At 65.0% G+C, this 25,764-nt stretch carries 23 protein-coding genes and 1 pseudogene; 17 read left to right on the forward strand and 7 right to left on the reverse strand.

Translation table 11 applies throughout. The features are described from left to right. Positions 1 to 77: 77 nt before the first annotated feature. Positions 78 to 461 (reverse strand): annotated as a pseudogene (locus QX039_RS18130) (hypothetical protein); the annotation flags it as partial. A gap of 493 nt (positions 462 to 954) precedes the next feature. Here QX039_RS18130 and QX039_RS18135 point away from each other — a divergent pair. From QX039_RS18135 to QX039_RS18190, 12 genes are all read left to right on the forward strand, one after another. Further along, complete coding sequence (locus tag QX039_RS18135) at positions 955 to 2,295, forward strand: ABC transporter substrate-binding protein (protein WP_315737946.1); 1,341 nt, start codon at positions 955 to 957, stop codon at positions 2,293 to 2,295. 123 nt (positions 2,296 to 2,418) lie between these two features. After that, complete coding sequence (locus tag QX039_RS18140) at positions 2,419 to 3,354, forward strand: sugar ABC transporter permease (RefSeq protein WP_315737945.1); 936 nt, start codon at positions 2,419 to 2,421, stop codon at positions 3,352 to 3,354. Beyond that, a complete protein-coding gene (locus tag QX039_RS18145; protein ID WP_315737944.1) occupies positions 3,354 to 4,265 on the forward strand; it encodes a carbohydrate ABC transporter permease in 912 nt (303 codons plus the stop codon). Before QX039_RS18140 ends, QX039_RS18145 begins: the two co-directional genes overlap by 1 nt. A 19-nt stretch (positions 4,266 to 4,284) precedes the next feature. After that, positions 4,285 to 5,385 carry a sn-glycerol-3-phosphate ABC transporter ATP-binding protein UgpC gene (locus tag QX039_RS18150; RefSeq protein ID WP_315737943.1) on the forward strand — a complete coding sequence of 367 codons (1,101 nt, stop codon included), beginning with the start codon at positions 4,285 to 4,287 and terminating at the stop codon, positions 5,383 to 5,385. Between the two features lie 28 nt (positions 5,386 to 5,413). Then, complete coding sequence (locus QX039_RS18155) at positions 5,414 to 6,412, forward strand: hydroxyacid dehydrogenase (RefSeq protein ID WP_315737942.1); 999 nt, start codon at positions 5,414 to 5,416, stop codon at positions 6,410 to 6,412. Between the two features lie 252 nt (positions 6,413 to 6,664). Further along, positions 6,665 to 7,075, forward strand: a complete 411-nt coding sequence (locus QX039_RS18160; RefSeq protein WP_315737941.1) for a hypothetical protein — start codon at positions 6,665 to 6,667, stop codon at positions 7,073 to 7,075. A gap of 172 nt (positions 7,076 to 7,247) precedes the next feature. Continuing rightward, complete coding sequence (locus QX039_RS18165; RefSeq protein WP_315737940.1) at positions 7,248 to 8,039, forward strand: transporter substrate-binding domain-containing protein; 792 nt, start codon at positions 7,248 to 7,250, stop codon at positions 8,037 to 8,039. Positions 8,040 to 8,313: 274 nt separating this feature from the next. After that, complete coding sequence (locus QX039_RS18170) at positions 8,314 to 8,682, forward strand: hypothetical protein (protein WP_315737939.1); 369 nt, start codon at positions 8,314 to 8,316, stop codon at positions 8,680 to 8,682. A gap of 91 nt (positions 8,683 to 8,773) precedes the next feature. Further along, entirely contained in the window at positions 8,774 to 9,166 is a 393-nt protein-coding gene (locus QX039_RS18175) for a FixH family protein (protein ID WP_315737938.1), read from the forward strand. Positions 9,167 to 9,243: 77 nt separating this feature from the next. Next, complete coding sequence (locus tag QX039_RS18180; RefSeq protein WP_315737937.1) at positions 9,244 to 10,668, forward strand: efflux RND transporter periplasmic adaptor subunit; 1,425 nt, start codon at positions 9,244 to 9,246, stop codon at positions 10,666 to 10,668. Beyond that, positions 10,665 to 13,838 (forward strand): efflux RND transporter permease subunit, encoded by a 3,174-nt coding sequence (locus QX039_RS18185; protein ID WP_315737936.1) that lies wholly within the window; start codon positions 10,665 to 10,667, stop codon positions 13,836 to 13,838. The genes QX039_RS18180 and QX039_RS18185 overlap by 4 nt, the downstream gene beginning before the upstream one ends. Positions 13,839 to 14,036: 198 nt before the next feature. After that, entirely contained in the window at positions 14,037 to 14,189 is a 153-nt protein-coding gene (locus tag QX039_RS18190; RefSeq protein WP_315772255.1) for a GNAT family N-acetyltransferase, read from the forward strand. 1,011 nt (positions 14,190 to 15,200) lie between these two features. Here QX039_RS18190 and QX039_RS18195 read toward each other — a convergent pair. Next, positions 15,201 to 16,220, reverse strand: a complete 1,020-nt coding sequence (locus tag QX039_RS18195) for a 1-aminocyclopropane-1-carboxylate deaminase (protein ID WP_315737934.1) — start codon at positions 16,218 to 16,220, stop codon at positions 15,201 to 15,203. A gap of 133 nt (positions 16,221 to 16,353) precedes the next feature. On the opposite strand from QX039_RS18195, the gene QX039_RS18200 reads away from it, so the two are divergent. Together QX039_RS18200 and QX039_RS18205 are read left to right on the forward strand one after the other, a co-directional pair. Then, entirely contained in the window at positions 16,354 to 16,842 is a 489-nt protein-coding gene (locus QX039_RS18200) for an Lrp/AsnC family transcriptional regulator (protein WP_315737933.1), read from the forward strand. Positions 16,843 to 16,933: 91 nt separating this feature from the next. Beyond that, entirely contained in the window at positions 16,934 to 17,821 is an 888-nt protein-coding gene (locus QX039_RS18205; protein ID WP_315737932.1) for a DUF2147 domain-containing protein, read from the forward strand. Between the two features lie 89 nt (positions 17,822 to 17,910). Here the strand turns inward: QX039_RS18205 and QX039_RS18210 are convergent, their stop codons facing one another. Continuing rightward, a complete protein-coding gene (locus QX039_RS18210) occupies positions 17,911 to 18,318 on the reverse strand; it encodes a cupin domain-containing protein (protein WP_315737931.1) in 408 nt (135 codons plus the stop codon). Positions 18,319 to 18,366: 48 nt separating this feature from the next. After that, complete coding sequence (locus tag QX039_RS18215; protein ID WP_315737930.1) at positions 18,367 to 19,065, reverse strand: ribonuclease activity regulator RraA; 699 nt, start codon at positions 19,063 to 19,065, stop codon at positions 18,367 to 18,369. 247 nt (positions 19,066 to 19,312) lie between these two features. Between QX039_RS18215 and pxpB the strand changes: the two genes are divergently transcribed. The 3 genes from pxpB to QX039_RS18230 are packed head-to-tail and all read left to right on the forward strand — an operon-like array spanning position 19,313 to position 21,893. Further along, the gene (pxpB, locus tag QX039_RS18220; RefSeq protein ID WP_315737929.1) at positions 19,313 to 20,044 is read left to right on the forward strand and encodes a 5-oxoprolinase subunit PxpB; all 732 of its coding nucleotides are present in this window, start codon (positions 19,313 to 19,315) and stop codon (positions 20,042 to 20,044) included. Beyond that, the gene (locus tag QX039_RS18225) at positions 20,041 to 21,075 is read left to right on the forward strand and encodes a biotin-dependent carboxyltransferase family protein (RefSeq protein ID WP_315737928.1); all 1,035 of its coding nucleotides are present in this window, start codon (positions 20,041 to 20,043) and stop codon (positions 21,073 to 21,075) included. The genes pxpB and QX039_RS18225 overlap by 4 nt, the downstream gene beginning before the upstream one ends. 50 nt (positions 21,076 to 21,125) lie before the next feature. Continuing rightward, positions 21,126 to 21,893 carry a 5-oxoprolinase subunit PxpA gene (locus QX039_RS18230; RefSeq protein ID WP_315737927.1) on the forward strand — a complete coding sequence of 256 codons (768 nt, stop codon included), beginning with the start codon at positions 21,126 to 21,128 and terminating at the stop codon, positions 21,891 to 21,893. A gap of 6 nt (positions 21,894 to 21,899) precedes the next feature. Here the strand turns inward: QX039_RS18230 and QX039_RS18235 are convergent, their stop codons facing one another. The 3 genes from QX039_RS18235 to QX039_RS18245 all read right to left on the reverse strand — a co-directional run bounded on the left by QX039_RS18235 (position 21,900) and on the right by QX039_RS18245 (position 25,598). Next, positions 21,900 to 22,049, reverse strand: a complete 150-nt coding sequence (locus QX039_RS18235; RefSeq protein WP_315737926.1) for a hypothetical protein — start codon at positions 22,047 to 22,049, stop codon at positions 21,900 to 21,902. Between the two features lie 160 nt (positions 22,050 to 22,209). Further along, complete coding sequence (locus tag QX039_RS18240) at positions 22,210 to 23,811, reverse strand: sulfite reductase subunit alpha (RefSeq protein ID WP_315772099.1); 1,602 nt, start codon at positions 23,809 to 23,811, stop codon at positions 22,210 to 22,212. Further along, the gene (locus tag QX039_RS18245) at positions 23,808 to 25,598 is read right to left on the reverse strand and encodes a NirA family protein (RefSeq protein WP_315772100.1); all 1,791 of its coding nucleotides are present in this window, start codon (positions 25,596 to 25,598) and stop codon (positions 23,808 to 23,810) included. The genes QX039_RS18240 and QX039_RS18245 overlap by 4 nt, the downstream gene beginning before the upstream one ends. Positions 25,599 to 25,764 lie beyond the last annotated feature (166 nt).

A 25,764-nucleotide genomic window follows, 5' to 3' on the forward strand; every position in this document is an offset into this window, starting at 1 on the left:
CTCCTTCGAATCGGACGAAGCTTGCCTGTCAGGAATCAACCCGGTCTGAATTGTCAGGACTCAGCCCGGTTCATACCACCCCAGTTCTTCGCCTGCTCTTCCGTCAGGTTCAGCCCGGTCTTCAGGCGCTCGATATTGCTGTCGCTGTTGGCGACGATCTGTTCGGCCGTGAGTTGCGGGACGCCCGGCTGCGTCAACATCGGCGTCGCCTTGGCGACCTTGCTCGTCTTCGTCGCCTTGGAAGGCTTCGCCTTCCTGCCCTCGGCCGGCGGTGCCTCGGGCTGCGTACTCTGCTGGCCGCTGTTGCCGGTGAACGCCCCGGTCACGCCGGTAACCACGCCGACGACACCGCCGATCGCGCCGCCGAGCACACCGCCGACCGGGCCCGCCGCCCTGTTGCCTTCGCGCGCGCCCTGCTCGACGCCCTTGAACAGGCCCTGCGCGCCAAGCTGACGCGGCAGGCCCGCGAGGCCGATGAGGCCTATTGACACTCCTATTGCGATGCACCGGAAAGACCGGCGCCAAATGCCGGCGGGGCTCGTCATCATCAGTTCAGGCTCCGTGCAACACGTCCGACCGTCGCGCGCAGTCGCTGGTCGTGACGGCCATGATTCCAACGAATTCTATCGTTGCCGCAACGCGCAAGTCCATCGGCCGCATGCAGTGCGATGCATCGAACGCGTTCGGCTAGACTGATTCCTGCTCTGCTTCCTGCTCTGCCGGGGACGCGCCTTGCACTGCAGCGCTCAGCGCTGCGATGCAATCAGTTACGGACCTGCGACGAATTGTGCCCGCCATTAGTTCAAGGATTCGCCTCACCTGCTTTCTCGACAGCCGCTCGCAATTCTGCTCTGATTGCACCCAAGCGAAATCCATGCGCGCATGACGCGACGCAACAACTAACAAATCGGATTCGCATTGACAGAATGCTTGGCTCACCAGGGAGGGAACGCCATGTCACGGAGGAAGCTGAACCGTCGACAATTCGTTGCTGCGACCGCTGCCACCTCGGCGGTCATGATTGCCGCGCCCTATGTGCGCGGTGCCTACGCCGCCGGCAAGCTCTCGATAGGCTTCTGGGACCATTGGGTTCCGGGCGCCAACCAGGCCTCGACCGATCTCGTCAACGAGTGGGCCGCCAAGGAGAAGGTCGAGGTCCAGATCGACTACATCACCAGCCAGGGCAAGAAGATCGAGCTGACGATCGCCGCCGAGGGCGCCGCGAAGTCCGGCCACGATCTGATCGCTATGCCGACCTGGTGGCCGCATGCGCATGCCGAATTGCTGGAGCCGGTCAACGACATCATGGGGCCGATCATCCAGGAGAATGGCGAGGTCAACGGCACCGTCAAATATCTCGGACAGTCCGGCGGCAAATGGCTCGCCGTGCCGGCCTGCGTCGGCAGTCAGATCAAGGGCCCCTGCACCCGCATCGATCTCATGAAGAAGCATGCGGGCATCGACGTGCAGGAGCTGTATCCGGCCGGCTCTCCACCGAAGGCCGACAGCTGGACCACAGAGACCTTCCTGAAAGCGGCGGAGGCCTGCCAGAAGGCTGGCGTGCCGTTCGGCATCGGGCTCGGCGAAACCACCGATAGCGTGGACTCCGCCGGCGCGTTCTTCCAGGCGTATGGCGCCGAGCTGGTGAATGCCAAGGGCGATGTCACGGTGAAGACGGATGCCGTGCGCCAGGCGCTCGAGTTCTACAAGCGGCTGATCGCGGCACTGCCGCCGGATGTCGCCTCATGGGACGACGCATCGAACAACAAATGGCTGGTCTCGGGCAAGGGCGCGATGATCATGAATCCGCCGAGCGCCTGGGCGGTGGCCAAGCGCGACGCGCCGCAGATTGCCGAGCAGTGCTGGACCCACGGCTTCCCGGCCGGCCCCAAGGGCCGCTTCGCGCCGTTCCTGCCCTACTTCTGGAGCATCTGGTCGTTCTCCAAGAACAAGGAGGCCGCCAAGAGCCTGATCGTGCACCTGTCGAAGCCGTCATCGATCGAGAAGATGGTGGTGGCGAGCGGCGGCTACGATCTGCCGGCCTATCAGAAGCTGACGACGCTCAAGGTGTGGCAGGAGGAGGGCCCGCCGAAGGGGACGCTCTATCACTATCCCAACCCCTATAATCACCAGACGCTGTCGATCGCAGCCTCCCCTGCTCCGCCCAAGATCGCGCAGCAGATCTATGCGCAGGCAACGATGACCAAGATGTGCCTGCGCTACGCCCAGGGCGAGAAGATGGAATCGACCCTCGCCTGGGCCGAAGGCGAGTGCGAAGGCTTCATGCGCAGCTGAGGCATGTTGAAGCAACGCCGGCGGTCCGCTTCAGCAGGCGGGCCGCCTCCTTTCACCTTGTCAGTGTTCCCCATCCAGTGAGGACCCCGCCGTCGCGGGGGACATCACGAGGAGCCCTTTTTCATGGTTGATGCCGCCATCGGTGAAAACGCCGTCGCCCGCCCTCGCGCGGCCCGCCGCAATGGTCTGCACAGGGCGCTGAAGCGGAAATCGACCGCCGCTTTCCTGATGACGCTGCCGCTGATCCTGCTGATCGTGCTCCTCGTCGTTTATCCCGCCCTGTATTCGGTGCATCTGGCGACGCTGAACAAGTCGATGCAGCGCTTCGTCGGTTTCGGCAATTTCGAGTTCCTGTTCAAGCGCGACACGTTCTGGCTGGTCGTCAAGCAGTCCTGCATCTTCGCGATCACCGCCGTCGTGTTCAAGGCGCTGATCGGCTTCATCGTCGCGCATTTCGTGCACAACATCCCCGCCAAGGGGCAGCGCAAATGGCGCGGCATGCTGCTCGTACCCTGGGTGATCCCGCCGGCGATGAGCACGCTGGCGTGGCTGTGGCTGTTCGACCCGTCCTACAGCGCCTTCAACTACACGCTCGCCTTCTTCGGCATCGGCCCGATCCCGTGGACCGGCGACGCCGCCTGGGCGCGGTTCTCGGTGATCCTGGTCAACATCTGGTACGGCGCGCCGTTCTTCATGATCATGTACCTGGCATCGCTGAAATCCGTCCCGGAGCAGCTCTACGAAGCCGCAGCGATCGACGGCGCCAATTGGTGGCAGCGCATCTGGTACGTGACGCTGCCGATGATGCGCAACATCATCGCCATCACGACGCTGTTCTCGCTGATCGTGACGTTCGCCAATTTCGACATCGTCCGCATCCTCACCGCCGGCGGCCCGCTCGACAAGACGCACATCTTCGCGACCTGGGCGTTCCGCGTCGGCATCGAGGGCAGCGACATTCCGCTCGGCGCCAGCGTCTCGCTGTTCATGGTGCCGATCCTGGCGGTGGCCGCCATCTTCATCCTGCGCGACGTCAACAAGCGGGGGAACGAATCCTGATGAGCACCGTCACGATCGACAAGGCCGGCCCGACCCGCAACGTCAAATATGGCTCGATGAGCCGCGACCGCGCCTGGGCGCTGCGCTGGTCGTATTTCTTCCTGACGCTGTTCGCGATCTTCTCGCTGGTGCCGCCGCTCTACATGCTGATCACCTCGCTGAAGGGCAGCGCGGAGATCTCCGCGGCGACCAATCCGTGGTGGGTATTCCACCCGACGCTGGAGAACTATCTCGAGCTGCTGACCTCGAACCAGTTCATGCGCTTCTTCTTCAACTCGGCCATGGTCTCGATCGTCGTCGTGATCATCACCATGCTGATCAGCATCCCCGCGGCGTTCGCGCTGTCGCGGATGAAATTCTGGGGCTCGGCCACGCTCGCGACCGGCGTGTTCCTGACTTACCTGATTCCGGACAGCCTGCTGTTCATCCCGCTGTTCAAGATGTTCGCACTGATCGGCGACGTCACGGGCATCCAATTGATCAACCGCTGGTACGTGCTGCTGTTCATCTATCCGACGCTGACGGTGCCGTTCTGCACCTGGATCATGATCGGCTATTTCGCGTCGATCCCGAAGGAGCTCGACGAAGCCGCCATCATCGACGGCGCCTCCTGGCTACAGACGCTGACGCGGATCTTCATTCCCGTCGCCCTGCCCGGCCTGATCGCCGCGACGATCTTTGCCTTCACCGTCTCCTGGGCGCAGTTCCTGTATCCGCTGGTGTTCACGACCTCGACCGACCAACTGGTGCTGCCGGTCGGCATCGTCACGAGCCTGATCAAGGGCGACGTCTTCAACTGGGGACAGATCATGACCGGCGCGCTGCTTGGCGCGGCGCCGCCGTTGATCATCTACGCGTTCCTGATGGATTATTACATTGCCGGACTCACGGCCGGCGCGACCAAGGGCTGATGACGGGGGTTGACCACACATGGCTGAAGTGAGCTTGCGCAAGGTCGTGAAGCGTTATGACGACGTCGAGGCGGTCAGGGGCATCGATCTCGATATCGCCGACCACGAGTTCGTCGTGCTGGTCGGCCCGTCCGGCTGCGGCAAGTCGACGACATTGCGGATGATCGCAGGGCTCGAGGACATCTCCGACGGAGACATCACCATCGGCGGCGACGTCGTCAACGACGTGCCGCCGAAGGACCGCGACATCGCGATGGTGTTCCAGAACTACGCGCTCTACCCGCACATGACGGTGGCCGAGAACATGTCGTTCGGGCTGCGTCTGAAGCACTATCCGAAGGCCGAGATCAAGAGCCGCGTGGCGGAGGCCGCGCGCATGCTGGATATCGCCGACCTCGTCGACCGCAAGCCCAAGCAGCTCTCCGGCGGCCAGCGCCAGCGCGTGGCGATGGGCCGTGCGATCGTGCGCAATCCCAAGGTCTTCCTGTTCGACGAGCCGCTGTCAAACCTCGACGCCAAGCTGCGCGTGCAGATGCGCATCGAGATCAAGAAGGTGCACCAGAAGGTCCGCACCACGACGGTCTACGTCACCCACGACCAGGTCGAGGCGATGACCCTGGCCGACCGTGTCGTGGTCATGAACAAGGGCCGCATCGAGCAGATCGGCACGCCGAACGAGCTGTACCACAATCCGGCGACACGCTTCGTCGCCGGCTTCATCGGCTCGCCCGCGATGAACTTCGTGCCGTGCCGGCTCGAGGAGGCCAATGGCCGGCTCCACATCCGCCTCACCGACCGCATCGCCTTTCCGCTGCCGCCGGCGCGCGCCGCGCGCTATCAATCCGTGTCACGAAATGAGCCGCTGCTGCTCGGCATCAGGCCGGAGCACATCACCGAGACCAAGCCGCATGCGGAGCCTGGGATTGAGCCGTTCGAGGCGCTGCTCGACGTCACCGAGCCGATGGGCATGGAGACGCTGGTCTACTTCACCCTCAACGAGACGCCGGTCTGCGGGCGGGTGAACCCCAACGCCGGCGCGCGGGATGGCAGCCCTCTGCGCATGGCAATGGACCTCAACAACATGCACCTGCTAAACGAGGCGACCGGGCTCGTGATCTGACGAGCACAAGAAGCTTCAAGGGCAGGATATGACCACCAGGACGGCAACCAACAAGAACAAGATCCTCGTCACGGAATCCTTCTCGGCCAAGGGACGCGCGCTGCTCGCGGCGCGCGACGACGTCGAGATGATCGAGTTCCCCAACATGATCTCGGCGGCGGACTTTTCTGCGCTGCTCACCTCCCATGCCCCGGTGCATGGCGTCGCCCTCGGTGCGACCCGGTTCGGCGAGCCGGAGCTCGTCGCTGCCGGCGACATGAAGGTCGTGACCCGGATCGGCGTCGGCTTCGACGCGGTCGACGTGCCGGCGCTGAGCCGCCACAAGGTGCCCTTGATGGTCGCGGGCACCGCGAATTCGCCGTCGGTCGCCGAGCAAGCGCTGTTCATGATGCTGACGCTGGCAAAGCGCGCCAACGAGATGCATGCGATGGTCAGGGACGGCACCTGGGGCGCGCGGCTCGGCGTGCTGCCGTTCGATCTCTACGGCAAGACCGTGCTGATCATCGGCTTCGGCCGCATCGGCACCCGCACCGCCAAGCGCTGCCTGGCGATGGAGATGCACGTCCTGGTCTACGACCCGTACAAGCCCGCCGCCGATATCACCGCCGCCGGCTGCGAGCCGGTGACCGACCTCGACGCCGCGCTGCCGCGCGCCGATTTCGTCAGCATCCACTGCCCGAAGACGCCGGAGACCATCGGCCTGTTCAATGCCGCGCGTCTGCGGCTGATGAAGCCGTCCGCCTATCTGATCAACACCGCGCGCGGTGGCCTGATCGACGAGGCCGCGCTGTACGACGCGCTGCTGTCCGGCCGCCTCGCCGGCGCCGGCCTCGACGTGTTCGAGCAGGAGCCGCCGCCGGTCGGCCACGCGCTGCATGCGCTACCCAACGTGATCATGGCGCCGCACGTCGCAGGCGTTACCCGCGAGGCCGTCGACCGCATGAGCGAGCAGACCGCGCGCAACATCCTGAGTGTGCTCGACGGCGATCCGATTCGGCAGAACGTGATCAATCAGGACGTGCTCTGAGTCGCGAGCTGGTGCCGTCCTCGGACTGACCCATGCTCAGTTCTCACGAATAATCATGGCCGGGCTCCGTCCCGGCCATCCATTTTTGGAGAACGGGCCGGCTGAGTCGAGCGTCCTCCTGCACTCCTCGAGATCCTCATCCACCGCTTTGTTGCCCAAATTTGAACGCATTATTGCATCTCGCCCAGATTTCGCTACAACTATAGCTATTGGCGTCGGCGTTTGCGCGCGTCAGTAGGAACAGAGGCGATCATGAGTGTTGCGACGGAGCACGCGCTCGCAACGATAGCGAGCATCCTCGACAAGCCGGAGTCTGCGAAGCGTGACGACCGGGCGGCCGCGCCTGCTCCCAACTCTCCCGCCAAGAAGGCCGCAGGCACGGTGGTCTCGTTCGATGAGGCCGACGGCTACACCAAGATCGGTCCCGGCCCGATCTCTGCGATCCGCTTTCGCTGGACCGCGCGGCGCGGCGAAGACGGCTACTACGTCGATGAGACCGTCGGGCCGACCTCGATCGCCGTCAGCAGCGGCCCGATGACGGCCGAAGCCGCCATCGACATGGTCGACACCCGTGCGCACGAGGCGGCAGAGCGCTTCGAGGCGCTGAAGAACGAGATGACCGGCAAGGGTGCGTTTGCTCCGGTAGGACCCGGCCGGACCTAGCGCTCGGTCGCTCCGCATCGTTGAATGATGCGCGGCATCGCCTGGTGGACCAGCAGGCTCGACCGCCGGCGGCGGCCGTGAGCCGATCCGAACGGCCGCCCCCTGCCCCTCGTCCAGCGACACCGCTTCGTATAAGAAGAACCTCGTCCCACTCAAGCCGAGGTGTCGCATCATGGGGTTCTTCGATCGTCCGCTGTCCGTCCTGACTGGGCTCGTCCTCGTCTGCAGCCTTGCCGTCCCGGCGGCCGCCGAGCAGGCCTCGCGCCTCGACGAGATCATGCAGCGCGGTAGCTTGCGGGTCGGCATGACCGGCGACTACAAGCCCTTCACCTATCTCGACAAGGCGACCGGAAAATTCTCCGGCTTCGACGTCGACATGGCCGAGTCGCTCGGCAAGGCGCTCGGCGTCAAGGTCGAGTTCGTGCCGACCAGTTGGCCGCAACTGATGAAGGATTTCGAGGCCGACAAGTTCGACGTCGCCATGGGCGGCGTGTCGATCACGCTCGACCGCCAGAAGAAGGGCTACTTCTCGACCGCGATCATGCGCGAGGGCAAGACGCCGATCGCTCGCTGCTCGGACACGTCGAAATACCAGACGCTGGCCGACATCGACAGACCCGGCACCCGCGTCGTCGTCAACCCCGGCGGCACCAACGAGCGTTTCGCCCGCGCCAACGTCAAGGCCGCCGACATCCGCGTCCACAACGACAACGTCACGATCTTCGAGGAGATCGCCAAGGGCGACGCCGACCTGATGATGACGGACGCGTCGGAGACGCGCTATCAGCAGAAGCTGCATCCCGGCGTGCTCTGCGCCGTCCACCCGGAGAAGCCGTTCGACTTCTCCGAGAAGGCCTACTGGCTGCAGCGCGACGTCGCCCTGAAGGCGTTCGTGGATCAGTGGCTGCATATCTCCACGGAGAACGGCAGCTACCAGGCGATCTACAAGAATTGGTTTGATTGACGTTGCCATTTGCCCCGCGCGACTCCTGTCGGAACCATCGCTTCAAACCGGGCGCGCGCCGGAATGGCAGGAATTCACCGGACTTTCGGTCGTCATGCCCGGCTCGCCCGGACATTCACCCGGCTTGCGGAATCTACCCCATGGGGGTATATCGTGGTCGATGACGTCGACCCTGGCAGCCATCGCGTCCGCGATGGCGCAGTTTGACCCGTCTCAAGGACTGCCTCCAGAAGCGCAGTAAGGTATGCTGCGGTCAAGGCAAACTCGGATCCTGATGCGGCTTGTTCGTACCATCCTGGCGTTCGCGATCGCCCTCTCGCTGGCGATGCTGCCGATTGGCGCATCGACGGCGGCGGTCGCAATGTCGTCGAACGACATGCAGACAAGCATGGCCATGGGCGATGGCGCCGACATGTCGATGGACGAGTGCTGTCCTGACGACGTGAAGGGGACGAGTTCCCCGTCACACGGCGACAAATGTGGGATGGGTTTCTGCTGCGCCGGCGGAACGGTTGCGCTCGGCGATATCAGGACCATCGTCGTCGCTCCACTCGCCATCGCGGCGACCACGCTGGCGCTTCCCGCCGACCAGGTGGCCTCCCTCGATAGCGGCAGTCCTCCTTTCCGACCTCCTCGAGTCTGATCTCGTTACCGACGCGCGCATGCCTGCGCGCCGACCGCTGACGTGCGCGCCATCGGCGCCACGGCCGAGATCCATTCATGAGGACAGGACCATGCTTTCCAGACTCAGCATCGCGGCGTTCGCCGCCACCCTTTCGCTTGCCACATCAGCCGCCCTGGCAGGCGCGACTGACTACACGTTCGAGCCGGTCACTCCGGAGATGAAGAAGGGCGACGATGTCACGGTCGCCATTCGTCTCACCAACAAGCAGACCGGCAAGCCGGTCGCCGACGCGGTCATCTTCAAGACGCGCGTCGACATGGCTCCCGACGGGATGGCCGACATGGTGTCGGACGTGGCGCCGCTGCCGTCGAAGGAACCGGGCGTCTACGCCTTCAAGACCGACCTGCCGATGGCCGGGCGCTACCAGGTCACGCTGTCCGCCAAGGTGCAGGGCGAGCCTGAGACGGTCACCGGCAAGGTCATCGTCAAGGCGACGAAGTGAGCTTCGCGGGGCGCTCCCGACGAGCGCCCCAGTCTCCCAACGGATAGCGCGCGCCTAGCGCGCCTCACGGTGATGCCATGAACACGTTGCGTCTGCTCGCGACCATTGCGGTCGGTGCTGGCCTCGGCTTGGGTGGGCTCGTATCCATCCAGACCACGCCTCCGTCGTTTCGCGCCCCTCTTGCCGCCGCCGCGGCGGATCGGATGCCGCTGTACTATCGCGACCCAAGCGGTGCCCCCGCTTGGTCGGCGACCCCCAGGAAGGACGATCGCGGGCACGACTATCTGCCCGTCTATGACGACGATCAAGCGGGGCCGGAGCCGGCCAAGCCGAAGCAGCAGGCGGACTCCTCACGCAAGATTCTCTACTACCGCAATCCGATGGGCCTGCCGGACACGTCTCCCACTCCGAAGAAGGACCCGATGGGAATGGACTACGTTCCCGTCTACGACGGCGACGAGGCCGACGACGGCGTGGTGAAGCTGTCGCCCGGCAAGATCCAGCGCAGCGGCGTGAAGTCAACGCCGGTCGAGCGGCGCACGCTCCACGTCGCGGTGAAGGCGCCGGGCACCATCCAGCTCGACGAGCGGCGCATCTCCGTGATCGCGATGCGCACCGAAAGCTTCGTGCAGAAGGTCGCCGACGTGACGACCGGCACGCGCGTCAGAGCGGGCCAGCCGCTGATGGAGATCTATAGCTCGGCGATCGCGGCGGCCGCCGCCGAATATCTCTCCACCATCAATTCCAACATCGTCGGCGGCAATGCCGCCTATGGCCGCGGCTCGCGCCAGCGGCTGACCAATCTGGACGTGCCGGAGCCGGTCATCGCGGCCATGGAGAAGTCGCACGTCGCCCCCGTGACGGTGCAATGGTCGGCGCCGCGCGACGGCATCGTGCTCGAGCGCAATGCGATCGAAGGCATGCGGGCCAATCCGGGCGACGTACTGTTCCGCATCGCCGACATCTCGCTGGTCTGGGCCCTGGTCGACGTCGCCGAACGCGACCTCGGCAGCATCGCGGTGGGTCAGCCCGTGATGATCCGCGCGCGCAGCTTCCCGGGGCGGACCTTCGCTGGCGCGATCGCGGTGATCTATCCCCAGGTGAACAAGGACACGCGGACGGCGCGGGTGCGGATCGAGCTCGCGAATCCGGACCTCGCGCTGCTGCCTGACATGTATGTCGATGCCGAGATCGAGACCGCAGCCCCGGCGCCGGTGCTGGCTGTGCCGGCGGATGCCGTGCTCGACACCGGCAGTCGCCAGGCGGTCCTGATCGACAAGGGCGACGGCCGCTACGAGCCGCGCGCCGTCAAGCTCGGCCGCCACGGCGCCGGCTATGTCGAGGTGCGGGACGGTCTGTCGGAGGGCGAGGCGGTCGTCACGTCAGCCAACTTCCTGATTGATGCCGAGAGCAACCTCAAGGCCGCGTTGAAGAGCTTTGCCGAAGCGGCTGAGCAGCAGCCCGCCAACGCCGATCACGCCGGGATGGGAGCGCACAAATGATCGCCCGCATCATCGCCTGGTCCGCGCGCAATCTCCTGCTGGTCCTGTTCGGCACCGGCTTCGCCGCAGCCGCCGGCTTCTACGCGCTCATTCATCTGCCGCTCGACGCGATCCCCGATCTGTCGGATACACAGGTCATCGTCTACACCGAATATCCCGGTCAGGCACCGCAGGTGATCGAGGATCAGGTCACCTATCCGCTGACCACGGCCATGCTCACGGTGCCGAAGTCGAAGGTCGTGCGCGGCTTCTCGTTCTTCGGCGTCTCGTTCGTCTACGTCATCTTCGAGGACGGCACCGACATCTATTGGGCACGCTCGCGCGTGATGGAATTCCTGAACAGCGCAGCGTCGCGGCTGCCGGCGGGAATTGCACCCACGATCGGCCCCGACGCCACCGGCGTCGGCTGGGTCTATCAATACGCCGTCATGTCGAAGGAGCTGAACCTCGCCGACGCCCGCACGATCCAGGACTGGACCCTCAAATTCGCATTGGCCAAGGCCGAAGGTGTCGCCGAGGTCGCGAGCATCGGCGGCTTCGTCAAGCAGTACAACGTCGTTCTCGATCCGCAGCGGATGCGCGATCGCGGCGTCAGCACGCAGAAGATCCGCGATGCGATCCGTTCCAGCAATGCCGATGTCGGCGGCCGCACCGTCGAGCTCTCGGAGTTCGAATACGTCATCCGCGGCAAGGGCTACATCAAGAATATAAACGACCTCGGCAACATCGTGCTGAAGACGTCCGGCGGCACGCCGGTGCTGCTGCGCGACGTCGCAACCGTCGAGCTCGGTCCGGACGAGCGGCGCGGCATTGCCGAGCTCAACGGCGAGGGCGAAGTCGCCAGCGGCATCGTGCTGCAGCGCTTCGGCGTCAACGCGCTCGATGTCATCGAGAACGTCAAGAAGCGCTTGCACGAGATCGCGAGCAGTCTGCCAAAATCGGTCGAGATCGTTCCGGTCTACGACCGCTCGAACCTGATCTATGCCGCCATAGCCACGCTCAAGCACACCCTGCTCGAGGAGAGCATCGTCGTCGCCCTCGTCTGCGTCGTCTTCCTGCTGCACGTCCGCAGCGCCCTGGTCGCGATCCTGATGCTCCCGGTCGGCGTGCTCATGGCGTTCGGCGCGATGAGACTGCTTGGGCTCGGCTCGAACATCATGAGCCTGGGCGGCATCGCGATTGCGATCGGCGCCATGGTCGATGCCGCGATCGTCATGATCGAGAACGCCCACAAGCACCTCGAGCGGGCCAAGCCCGACCAATCGCGTGTTCAAATCCTGATCGACGCGGCCGCGGAGGTCGGCCCTGCCCTGTTCTTCAGCCTCCTGATCATCACCGTGTCGTTCATGCCGATCTTCACGCTGGAGTCGCAGGAAGGCCGGCTGTTCAGCCCGCTCGCCTTCACCAAGACGTTCGCGATGGCGGCGGCCGCGCTGCTGTCGGTCACGCTGGTGCCGGCGCTGATGGTGATCTTCGTGCGCGGCAGAATCATTCCCGAGCGCCGCAACGTCATCAACCGCTTGCTGATCTGGATCTACCGGCCCGTCATCAAGGGCGTGTTGCGGGCCAAGACGATCGTAATCCTTGCCGCGGTCGCGGTGCTCGCCATCTCCATCTGGCCGGCGCGCCAGCTCGGCACCGAGTTCATGCCCAGCTTGAACGAGGGCACGCTGCTCTATATGCCCACGACCCTGCCCGGCATCTCCGTGACCAAGGCCGCGGAGCTGATGCAGATGCAGGACCGCATCATCAAATCGTTCCCGGAGGTCGCTTCGGTCTACGGCAAGGCCGGGCGGGCGGCGACCGCAACCGATCCCGCGCCGATCGAGATGTTCGAGACAGTCGTCAACCTCACGCCGAGGGATCAATGGCGCCCTGGCGTCACGATCGACAGCCTGATCGCCGAGATGGACAAGGCGTTGCAATTCCCCGGCGTTTCCAACGCCTGGACGATGCCGATCAAGGCCCGCATCGACATGCTCTCGACCGGCATCCGCACGCCGATCGGCGTGAAGGTGATGGGCACTGATTTGACCGAGATCGATCGCCTGGCAAAGCAGATCGAACGGGTCATCAAGACCGTCCCCGGAACGTCCTCGGCCTATGCCGAGCGCGGCATCGGCGGCTACTACCTCGAGATCACACCCGACCGCGAGGCGCTCGCCCGTTACGGCCTGCTGGTCCAGGACGTCCAGGATACGATCGCGGCTGCGCTCGGCGGCCAGACGGTCACCACCACGGTGGAGGGCCGCCAACGCTTCACGGTCAACATGAGGTATCCGCGCGATCTCCGCGACAATCCGAAGGCCATCGCCGACGATGTCCTGGTGCCGATGCCGGCCGGCGGCGCCGTGCCGCTCGGCGAGGTCGCCAGGATCGAGCCGGTCCGGGGACCCACCTCGATCCGGACCGAGAACGGACAGCTTGCAACTTACATCTATGTCGACATCCGCGATCGCGACATCGGCAGCTACGTCGCCGACGCGCAGCGCGCCGTCACCGAGAACATCCAGTTTCCAGCCGGCACCTACGTGGTCTGGAGCGGCCAGTACGAATATCTGCAGCGGGCCGCTGCCCGCCTCAAGATCGTCGTCCCCGTGACGCTCTCCATCATCTTCCTGCTGCTCTATCTGAACTTCCGGGCCATGACGGAGACCCTGATCGTGATGCTGTCGCTGCCGTTCGCGCTGGTGGGCGGCATCTGGATGATGTGGTGGCTCGGCTTCAATCTATCGGTCGCCGTCGCGGTCGGCTTCATTGCACTCGCCGGCGTGGCCGCTGAGACCGGCGTCGTGATGCTGATCTATCTCGACCACGCGCTCGCCGAGATGAAAGCCAGGCGGGCCGCTGAGGGCGCGCCCTTGACCCGGCGCGATCTCCATGACGCGATCATGGAGGGCGCCGTCGAGCGCGTCCGGCCGAAGATGATGACCGTGGTCGCCATCATGGCAGGTCTGCTTCCGATCATGTGGAGCAATGGTACGGGCTCCGAGATCATGCAGCGCATCGCCGTCCCCATGATCGGCGGCATGATCTCATCGACTCTGCTCACTCTGATCGTGATCCCCGCCATATTCGGTCTGGTGAAAGGACGTGGCCTGTCATCCGGCAGCACAGCGGCGCGCGGCACCTCTGGCGATGGATCGGAACCGGTGGCAGAGGCGGCTTGAGCCGAAGCTTCGAGACGGAGGTTAGGTCATCGCCCTGCCGCCAGGCTCGCTTGGACACGTCGACGGGACTTGCGGGTCGCGCGCTCGCGGTGGCACGCGAGAACAGCCGTCTTCCAATATGCTGCCTTGGGGGAGCTGCGCGACCTGCGTTGCGCCGACAGCGCCATTGCCTCCCCTCGTCTGGCGCAGGACACGTGCTTGCCTGGTGATTACGCCCATTGCGGCACCCTCGGCATAGGTCTGCTGCCAGCTCATCGCGGCCGCGGAATTGGTCGTGCTCTCATTCGACGGACGATGGACGCCGCGCTTGCCGTCGGCCTCACGCGCATCAAGCTGACCGTGTGCGAGTAGAACATGAATGCGATCGCCTTTTACAAGGACGTCGGCTTCCGAGCCGAAGGGCTGCAACGCTACGCCGTCCGCATCGACGGCCGCTATGAGAACGTGATCTCGACGGCGTTCGTGGTAGCGTGAGTGTAGCATAGTGCGATGATTTCGCTGCTGTGGATGTCTCCGGAGAGCATTATCGCGGGGCTTATACAAGACGGCGGTCGGGGTCTCCATTGGGATACTGCGGATTCCGAGATGAGGCCGCAGCCGGAACCTGACATGGAATGTCCAGCAGGACGCAAAACGCAAAGTCCTGCAGTCATTTCAACGCGAAGACCCCTGTCCAGTCCTTGCGCTAAAAATATTCACATTTCGTTTTTCCGGAAACTATGATTGACTGCCGCCATCCCACCTCAACGAGAGGGGCGTTGCGCGCGATCGTCACGACACGCGAGGTGGGGAGGCGATGGCCGCGTTTTGCCGCAGCGTGCTTGCACGCGGACGAACGGCACGGCGCGGACGTGAAATCGCAGCGTCCTGACACCCCGATGCTGGTGTCCAGCGCAGTGCGCGCAAGCGCATTGTCGCCATGGTGGCCAACAAGCCCGGCGCACCAGGGAGACTGCGTATAAGCGTTAAGACCGTCGCGCAGGGAATGCCGGATGTTCGGCTGATCCTGTGGTAACTGCCGCCTGCTTTTCTTGTTGCAGGCGGGCCATGGGTGAGGCCCTCACCCGGCATTCCCTGCGCCCTCTTCATTCAGAGGGGCGAACTGATGGATCCCTCGGACGCTGGCGCGTCGCGAGAAGGCGACGTCATGTGTGGATCGCTCGCGCGACACATTCGGTGTCGTCCCGGCCTTGAGCCGGGACCCATACTCACAGGCCGTGGTTTGAGGCACAGCCGGAGATGCAGAGGACGACAACAGCACCGCCGGCGGCTATGGGTCCCGGCCCGAAGGCCGGGACGACAGCGGAATGTGGTGTTGGACCTCGGACCACCGCTACGCTGCGGCGGAAGACGAAACCGCCCTCACCCGTTCCGGTACGTGTAGCTGTAGCCGTTGATCGCCGGGGCACCACCGAGATGCGCATAGAGCACCTTCGAGCCTTCCGGGAAGTAGCCCTTCTTGACCAGGTCGATCATGCCCTGCATCGACTTGCCCTCATAGACCGGGTCGGTGATCATCGCCTCGGTGCGGGCGGCGAGGCGGATGGCCTCGTTGGTCTCGGCGCTCGGCACGCCATAGGCCGGATAGGCGTAGTCATTCAGGATCACGATCTCGTCGTCGCGGACCTTGCGGCCGAGCTCGACGAGCTCGGCGGTGTTGTCGACGATCTGGCGCACCTGGGTGCGGGTCTGCTCCGGCGTGCCGGAGGCGTCGATGCCGATGACGCGGTCGGCGCGGCCGTCGGCGGCGAAGCCGACGATCATGCCGGCCTGGGTCGAGCCGGTCACGACGCAGACGATGATGTAGTCGAACTTGATGCCCATCTCGGCTTCCTGCGCCCTCACCTCCTCGGCGAAGCCGACATAGCCAAGGCCGCCGAACTTGTGCACGGAGGCGCCGGCCGGAATGCCGTAGGGCTTGCCGCCGGCATCCTTCACCGACTGGATCGCATCCTCCCAGCTCTTGCGGATGCCGATGTCGAATCCATCCGGCACGATTCGGCTGTCGGCGCCCATCAGGCGCGTCATCAGGATGTTGCCGACGCGGTCATAGACGGCGTCCTCGTGCGGCACCCAGCTCTCCTGCACCACGACGCACTTCATGCCGATCTTGGCGGCAGTCGCCGCGACCATGCGGGTGTGGTTGGACTGCACGCCGCCGATCGAGACCAGCGTGTCGGCATTCGACTCGATCGCGTCGGGCATGATGTATTCGAGCTTGCGCAGCTTGTTGCCGCCCATCGCGAGGCCGGAATTGCAGTCGTCGCGCTTGGCGTAGATCTGCACCTTGCCGCCGAGTGCCGCGGTCAGCCGCGGCAGATGCTCGATGGGCGTGGCGCCGAAGGTGAGCGGATACTTCTTGAACTTGTCGAGCCGAAGCACGGGATCTCTCCGTGGGTGGATGAAAGGGTCGCCTCACCATACGAAAATCCCTCAGAAAGGTGCTCTCTTTATCGCCCAATGTTTTCGTGCTTACCTCCGCATCGTCGCGATTTGACGATAGATACATCCGCAAATGACGCAGAAATCGAAAGAAGCTTCCACCCCTGATCTGAACCGTGTCGACCGGCGCATTCTGCAATTGCTGCAGAAGGACGGCCGGATGACCAATGCCGAGCTCGCCGCCGCCGTCCACGTCAGCCCCGCCACCTGCCATCGCCGCACGCAGCGGCTATTCGACGACGGCTACATCACCGGTGTGCGCGCCCAGATCGCGCCCGAGAAGGTCGAGCGCAGCGCGCTGGTCCTGGTCGGGGTCGTGCTCGACCGTTCAACGCCGGAGAGCTTTCGCACCTTCGAGGCCGCGATCCGAAAGCTGAAATTCGTGCTCGACTGTCATCTCGTGGCCGGCGATTTCGACTTCTTCCTGAAGATCCGCGTCCGCGACATGCACGACTTCAATCGGATGCATGGCGACCAACTGATCTCGCTGCCCGGCGTGCGCCAGACGCGCACGTTCTTCGTGATGAAGGAGGTCGTCGACAATGCGCCGCTCGATTTCTGAGCAGGTGGCGCATTGAACCGGGGACGCCGCATCAGCGACTTAACTGCGCGTGAGCTCGCTCACATCAGCAACCGACATCGCGGAGACACGGATGAAGAGGCTGTTGGCTGTTGTGGCTTTGGTTCTGGCCAGCAGTGCCGCCGAGGCGCAGTACGTCATCGAATACGGCGGCAAGACGATCCGCATCGATCCCGACCGCGGCACCGTGCAGATCCCCGGGGTCTACGACAATACCGAGCAGAAGAAGACCAAGCGCACCAAGCGCGATCCGGATCCGGCGGCCAGGCCGCAGCCCGGCGCGGACAAGCCGGCCCAGGCGCCAGCCGAGGCGGCCGTTACGCCGGCCCCGCAGCCGCAGGTTCCGGCCGCCGCGGCCCCAGCCCCTGTTCCTCCCGCACCAGCTCCGACGGCAGCCGTACCGGCGACCCCGCCGGTTGCGCCTGCTCCCGCCCAATCAGCCGCGCCACCAGCGCCGCTGCCGCCTACGGCAGCCCCGGCCGCCAACGCCGCGGCACCGGTTGCGCCGCCAGCCGCTGCGACGGCCGTTGTGGCACCTGCTGCGGCTCCGGCTCCTGCCGCCGCGCCGCCGCCACCGCGCCCAGCCCAGACGCCTGCCGTGACCACCGCAGCCGCGCCGCCCGCTGCGGCGCAGACCGCCGGTCGCGATCCCAACTCGCCGGTCGGCATCTGGTTGACCGAGGAGAAGGAGGGCCAGATCCGCATCGAGCCCTGCGGCACCAATCTCTGCGGCTACGCCGTGGACGCAAAGACCAACCAGAACGGCGAGCAGATCCTGATCAACATGCGTCCGAGCGACAAGACGCAGGAGAAGAAGTGGACCGGCCGCATCTTCGATCCGAACAGCGGCAGCACCTACGACTCGACCATCGCGCTGAAGGGAATGGACAGTCTGCGCGTGCAGGGCTGCGCCTTCGGCGGCATGTTCTGCGGCGGCCAGACCTGGACGCGGGTGAACTGAGCGCCGCGCCTGCGGTCGACGCTCTTTCAAATGAAAAGCGCGCGGCCCTGCGACCGCGCGCTCGAACTGATCTCGGGGGCTGCTCAGCTTCAGCCGACCTGGGTGGCGTATTCCTCGTCGGTGACGTGCTCCATCCACGTCACGTGCTCGCCATTGAGCGATTCATGCATCGCGACGTGGACCATGCCGGTGGTCGGCGCTGCGCCATGCCAATGCTTCTCGCCCGGCGGAATCCAGACGACGTCGCCGGCCTTGATCTCGCGCACCGGCCCGCCCTTGGCCTGCACGCGGCCGACGCCCTGGATGACATAGAGCGTCTGCCCGAGGGGATGGGTGTGCCAGGCCGTGCGAGCACCCGGCTCGAACGCGACACGCGCCGAGGCGACGCGAGCCGGAGCCTGTGGCGTGATGATCGGATCCTGCCAGACCGTGCCCGTAAAGCTTTCCGCCGCCGCGCGGCGGGTGGGGCGAGAGCCCGCGAGATAGACTTCGACCATTGTTCTACCTTTCCTGAATCTGTGCCGTCGATTGATCGGGGCCGTGAACTACTTCTTCGACGCGGAGTAACGCGCCTTGGTCTCTGCGTTCATCGGATAGAGACCCGGCAGCACCGCGCCCTTGTTCACCTCGTCGACGATCCAGGCCTCCATGCGTTCCTGCTCGGGGCCCTCGGCGAGCACGTGATCGAGCATCGCCTGCGGGATCAGCACCGCACCGTCCTGGTCGGCCACGACGACGTCGTTCGGGAACACGGCCACACCGCCGCAGCCGATCGCCTCGCCCCAACCGACGAAGGTCAGGCCGGCGACCGAGGGCGGAGCAGCGTAGCCGTCGCACCATACCGGAAGCCCGGTGCCGAGCACGCCTTCGAGGTCACGCACCACGCCGTCGGTGATCAGCGCGGTGACGCCGCGCTTGACCATGCGGGCGCAGAGGATGTCGCCGAAGATGCCGGCGTCCTTGACGCCCATCGCATCGACCACGGCGATGCAGCCTTCGGGCATGGCCTCGATCGCGGTGCGGGTCGAGATCGGCGACGACCACGATTCCGGCGTCGCCAAATCCTCGCGCGCCGGCACGAAGCGGAGCGTGAAGGCGGGACCGACCAGCCGCTTCTGTCCCGGGCGCAGCGGCTTGGCGCCGCGCAGCCAGACATTGCGCAACCCCTTCTTCAGCAAGACCGTCGTGATGGTCGCGGTTGTGACTTGAGACAGGGTGGCGATGGCTTCGGGAGTGAGGGACATCTTGAGACTGGCGCTCCAAACAGCTGGCGGAAAAAGCAGGCGCATCTTGCGAGCGACGAAGGCGGCGTCAAGGGCATGCTCGGTGCGTCCAGCGCATGCGGGGCTTGCGCCCATCCGATAAAGTCTTCTTATCGCCGAGCATCCGATTAATTTATTGAATTTTCGAGACTTTTTGCCTTTGACCCAATTCCACTTGCGATCGAAACGAGCTAGATCAGGGACCATCAACGCGGATCACTTCGGACTCATGGCCGATCCTTTTCCACCTCCCCGCCTGCTGCCCAGCGGCGACAGCGCCGTCACCGTCGAGTTCAGCCGGACCATCGACGAGATCGCCAACCGCCGCGTCCTGGCGCTCGACCATGCAGTGGCAGCGGCCGGGATCGAGGGCATCACGGAGACGGTGCCGACCTATCGTTCGCTGCTCGTGCATTATGATGCTGACGTCATCGACCACGACACGCTGGGGGCAAGGCTCTTCGCGCTGTCGGCCGGGTCGCTCGCGCCGGACAGCGAGGTCAGGCGCTGGCGGGTTCCAGTCTGCTATGGCGGAGAGAATGGCATCGACCTCGAGGATGTCGCCAAGGCGTTGAGCCTCACGCCGGACGAAGTCGTCGCACGCCATATCGCCAGCACTTATCGCGTCGCAATGATCGGCTTCACACCGGGCTGGTCCTATTTGTCCGGTCTCGATCCCACGCTGCAGATGTCGCGCCGCCAGAATCCGCGGCTCTGGACACCGGCCGGCATCATCGCCATCGGCGGCATCCAGACCGGCATCCAATGCCTTGCCGGCCCGTGCGGCTGGCACCTGCTTGGCCGCACCGCGATGCGGACGTTTCAACTGCATCGCGAGCCGACCTTTCTGCTCGAGCCCGGCGACGAGGTCAGCTTCTATGCCGTTGACGTCAAGACCTTCGCGGAGCAGGAGCGCGCCGCCGAGGGCGGCGAGCTCATCGCCGAGCGGGTCGCCGCATGAGCACGCTCGTCGTCTCACAGATCGGCCCGGCAAGCTCGGTCCAGGATGGCGGGCGTTTCGGCGCGCAGCGCTACGGGCTGACACCGTCCGGTGCAATGGACAAGCTGGCGCTGGCCGCAGCTAACAGCCTCGTCGGCAATGAGCCGATGGCGGCTGCGATCGAGATCGGCCCGTTCGGCGCGACCTTCACGGCGAAGGGCGGCGCGGTGCGCGTGGCGCTCGCGGGCGCGCAACGACCGGCGGATGTTGCCAAGCGGCAGGTCGAGATCAACACGTCGGTGACGCTGAACGACGGAGAGGAACTCACGCTCGGCTTTGCTCGCGGCGGCTCCTTCACCTATCTCGCCGTCGAAGGCGGCATCGCCGGCGAACCGATGTTCAACAGTCTCTCGGTGAATGCACGCGCTGGACTTGGCAGTCCCTACCCGCGGCCGCTCCAGGCCGGCGACGTGTTCGAGGTCGCACCCGCCGGCGACGCGCCGGAACTGCGGATCGATCTGCCGAAAATTAGCGGCGCGATTCGAGTCGTCATGGGGCCGCAGGACGACGAGTTCAGCGACGAGATGAAAGCGCTGTTCCTCGGCAGCGACTGGATGGTCTCGGCGACCAGCGACCGCATGGGCTATCGGCTCGAGGGGCCGCAGATCCACCACCTGCACGGTCACAACATCGTCTCGGACGGCACCGTGGACGGCAGCATCCAGGTGCCCGGCAATGGTTCGCCGATCGTGCTGATGTCGGACCGCGGCACCAGCGGCGGCTATCCGAAGATCGCGACCGTCATCACAGCCGATTTCGGCCGCCTGGCGCAGACGCCCGCCGGCACGCCGTTCCGCTTCAAGGCGGTGAGCATGGCCGAGGCGCAGGCCGAGCTGCGCCGCTATAAGGGCCTGTTGCGCAGCCTGCCCGGCCGCGTCACCGCGATCGCGAGCAGCGACTTCAACGTCGATGCGCTGCTCACGGCCAATGTGGCCGGTCATGCCGTCAGCGCAACCGACGCCACCACCTGGCCCGAAGTGACTCTCGATTAACCTGATCGCATCTCACGTTGCTTCGGACCCATCAACGAGCGGACCCTGACATGACCAGCACCGTCGATCTGAACTGCGACCTCGGAGAAGGCTTCGGCCCGTGGGAAATGGGCAATGACGTCGCGATGATCGAGCTGGCGACATCGGTCAACGTCGCCTGCGGCTTTCATGCCGGTGACGCCGACATCATGCGGCGGACGGTCGAGATGGCGAAGGCCAAAGGCGTCAGCGTCGGCGCGCATCCCGGCTATCGCGATCTGCATGGTTTCGGTCGGCGTCCGATGCCGGGGCTGAAATCATCGGAGATCGAGAACCTCGTAGCCTATCAGATCGGCGCCCTGCAGGCGATCGCCACCGCGGCCGGTCACAAGGTCACGCATGTGAAGGCACACGGCGCGCTGTCCAATGTCGCCTGCGAGGACGAGATGACGGCGAACGCCATCGCCAAGGCGATCAAGGCCGTCGATCCCACCCTGATCTTCGTCGTGCTCGCCAACTCCAAGCTGGTGACAGCTGGCGAGAAGGCCAATCTGAGGATGGCTCACGAGGTGTTTGCCGACCGCGCCTATGGCGACGATGGACTGCTGGTGTCGCGCAGCAAGCCCGGCGCGGTGCTGCACGATCCCAAGGTCATCGCCGATCGCGTCGTGCGCATGGTTCTGGACGGCGCGGTGATTTCGGTGACTGGCAAGGTGATGAAGATGCGGACCGACACCGTCTGCATCCATGGCGACACCGCCGGCGCCGTCGAGATCGCACGCGAGGTCCGCAAGGCACTCGACGCGGCCGCCATCACGGTCGCGCCGTTCAAGAGGTGATGAGAATCAGAACGGATGCGTGAAAGACGTGCCCAGGGTGATCGCGGCAATCAGCGCCATCGCGCTGTAGAAGGCAACCAGCGCGACCGCGGTGCCGCGCTCGCGAATGGCGCGGGCCTGGGGCATGTGTCGCAGGGGCGTCGATATCGTCCGCATGGCCGGTCTCCTGAAGTTCCGGCCATGAGAAAAGCGTTCCCGCGGCCGGGTGCAAGGCAACCGGCGAAATAACGACAAGCCCCCTGTTTCGGGTCCGCTTGGAACCAAAAAATTCTCGATCGGTGTTCCGACCGAGAAATATTCTCCATCGGGTTCCGGCTCAGTAGACGTCGAGCTGGAACCGGCCCTTCTTCTTGAGGTCCGCAACGAAGCTGACGGCCTCATCCGTGGACCGGGCACCAAACTGGGCGACGATGTCGACCAGGGCGCGCTCGACGTCCTTGGCCATGCGCTTGGCGTCGCCGCAGATGTAGAGGTGGGCGCCGTCGGCGAGCCAGGTCCACACCTCACGGCCGACCTCGCGCATGCGGTCCTGGACGTAGAACTTCTTGTCGCCGTCGCGCGACCACGCCAGCGACAGCCGCGTCAAGAGGCCCGCGGTCTTCATGGCGTTGAGCTCGTCGGCGTAGAAGAAGTCGCAGTCGCTGCGCTGATGGCCGAAGAACAGCCAGTTCTTGCCCGGCGCGCCGGTCGCCCTGCGATCGAGCAGGAAGGCACGGAACGGAGCAACGCCGGTGCCGGGGCCGACCATGATGATCGGCGTCTTGGGATCGGCCGGCAGCGCGAAGCCATGCGCCTTCTGCACATAGACGCGCAGCTTGTCGCCGGGATTAATCCGCTCGGCCAGGAACGTCGAGGCGAGGCCCAGCCGCTTGCGCTTCCCGATGACGTAGCGGACGCAGTCGACCGTCAGCGACAACTTGCCGGGCGTGGCATTGTGCGACGACGAGATCGAGTAGAGCCGCGGCTGCAGCGGCTCCAGCGCCTCGACGAAGGCTTCGGGATGCGGCCGGACACCGGAGAACTTCTGCAGCACCGCCATCACATCGAGCGTCGCCGCATCGCCATCGGGATCCTCACCCTGCGCCAGTTGCCGCGCCTTCTCGCGGGTCGCGCCGCCGGTGATGAAGGAGATCAGCTCGAACAGCGAATCCGGCGCCGGCGCCAGCGAGACATCCTCCAAGAGGCACTGCCGCAGCGGCTTGCCGTTCACCTCGGTCATGTGCGAGGCGCCGAGCAGCGCGATGATCTGGTCGACCAGGCCGAGATCATTCTTGGCGAAGATGCCGAAGGAATCGCCGACGACGTAGTCGAGCCCGCTCTCTCCCAGATCAAACTCGATGTGCCAGGTCTCTTTCTCCGAGCCCGGCTTGTTGAGCAGGCGCCGCGACAGGAACGTCGCCTCGACCGGATTGTCGCGCGAGCGGCCGGGCTCGCTGACGACGACGGAGACGGTGGCCGGCGCGGCAGCAGCGGGCTTGGCGGCCGCCGGAGCCGTGTCGATCTCCTCGTAAAGAGCCTTCAACATCCGCGCGGTTTCTTTGCCACCGGGGACGCACAGATTCAGCCGCGCCTCGCTGCGACCGGCAATCGCATCCGAATAGTCGTTGCAATTGTAGCCACATTGGCCGCAGTCCTGCTGCGCCATGGCTGCCATCATGCGCCGGCGCAGCGGACGGCCCTCGGCCAGCTTCATGCGCTCGGCGATCGGCATGGTCTGATCGTGCCATGGCGCCTCGCCGTCATCACCGTCGCCTGCGGGCGCGAGCACAGCGCCGTTCTGCGCCGGCGACAATGCTGTCGAGCCGTCTAGACCGAGCGCTCCGGCCAGGAAGCCGTTGAGCCACGAGCGCTGCGCTTCGGAAAATGGCGCCGTCGGAGGAATGATATCGATGTTGGGCATGGGCGTGATCTGGTTCATGCTGACACCTGCGACGAGGTCTGGGCTTCGGCGAGATTGCGCAGCGCTTCGCCGTCGTGACGGCGTGCGAACGACAGGAAGGTCTCCTCGGGCGAGGCGCGATGGGCGAGATAGGCCTTGAGCAGCTTCTCGACGGTTACAGGCGCATCCGCCGCCTTGAGGTCGCGATAGACCTCGCGGCCGATATCGGCCTGAGGGCCGAAACCACCCCCGGCGAACAGATGATAGCCTTCGACCGTGTCGTCGCCGTCACCAACCGGCACCTTTGCCGCGATCAAGCCGATGTCGCTGATGTAGTGCTGGGCGCAGGAGTGATGACAGCCGGTGAGATGAATGTTCAGCGGCGTGTCGACGTCCACCCTGCTCTCGCACCAGTCGCCGATCTCGGCCGCATGTTTCTTGGTGTTGGATGCTGCGAACTTGCAGCCGGCGTTGCCTGTGCAGGCGATCAGTCCGGCGCGGATGTGCGAGGCCTTGACCGACAGTCCGATCTGCTCGACCGCGGCGCAGGCCAGCGCGACCTTGTCGTCGCGGACGCCCGATAACAGCAGGTTCTGCCACACCGTGAGCCGGATCTCGCCGTCGCCAAGATCCGCTGCGATTCTGGCAAGCGCGCGCATCTGATCCGTGGTCAGCTTGCCCAGCGGCAGCACGACGCCAATCCAGTTCAGCCCCTGCTGCTTCTGCTGGTGCACGCCGACATGGGCCATGCGGTCGGAGTCGGGTCGCGGCTCGAGCGCCTCGTCCGGCACGCGCGCAAGCTTGCGGCCGAGCCTCGTCTCGACGGCTTCCATGAACTTGTCGTGCCCCATGTTGTCGAGCACATATTTGAGCCGCGCTTTGAGACGATTGGTGCGGTCGCCGGTCTCGATAAAGAGCCGCACGATGGCGTCAGCCACCTCGGTCGCCCGCTCCGGCTCGACGATGATGCCGGTCGACTTGGCAAAATCCTTGTGTCCCGTAATGCCGCCGAGGCCGAGTCTGAACCACACGCCGGGCGCAACCCCAAATCCGTCCTTCACCTCGACCGCCGAGAACGCAATGTCGTTGGTGTCCTCGAGCGCCGCGATCTGCCCGGCACCATCGAAAGCGACGTTGAACTTGCGTGGCAGGCCGTACAGCGAGCGGTCGTTGAGGATGTGGAAATGCCATTCGCGCGCATAGGGCCGCGTATCCAGCAATTCCTGCGGATCGATCCCCGCGGTTGGCGTTCCCGTTACGTTGCGGATGTTGTCGGCGCCGGAGCCGCGCGCGGTCAGACCGAGATCCGAAAGTCCCTCCAGCAGCATGACCGCGTGCCTGGGTGGGATTTCGCGCAGTTGCAGGTTTGCCCGCGTGGTGACGTGGCTGTAGGGACCGCAAAGCTCGTCGGCGAGATCGGCGAGGCCGGTCAACTGCCAATGCTTCAGGATGCCGTTGGGGATGCGCAGACGGCACATGTAGGAGTCCTGCGCCGGAGCGACGTGAAACAGGCCGTAGTAGCGCCAACGGAAATTGTCGGCCGTGGATGGCGCGGCATCGTTGCGCGCCTGCTCCTTCAGCCGTTCGTAGGCATCGAACGGATGTCCTTCGCGCTTGACCTTTTCCTGGTCGGCGAGCTTCCGTCCCGACGCGATCACCTTGTCCTGCGCCTTGATGTGGATGGCGTCCGGACCGGTCGGCTCGCTTGCTGTCGGCGCGCCACCCTGGCCGCGTCCTGCGAGCGTGACCTTGAGGCCCGCGGCCAACCCTTCGAGGTAGCGCTTCTGCTCGTCGTTGAAGTCGACTGACAACGATTCGATTTTCATGATGGCGGACGAAGCTCCAGCGGCCAGGGCGATTGGCGTTCGGGAATGGGATGAGGATCGCATCGTCCGACCGGCCGGTATGGCCTGCTTCAGGTGAGCGATCCGACCAGCTTCGTTGCTGCGGAAATCCGACATGGATTGCAGTCAGCGGCGTCTGCGGCGGCCG

Source organism: Bradyrhizobium sp. SZCCHNR1043 (genome assembly GCF_032489675.1).
Taxonomy (GTDB): domain Bacteria; phylum Pseudomonadota; class Alphaproteobacteria; order Rhizobiales; family Xanthobacteraceae; genus Bradyrhizobium.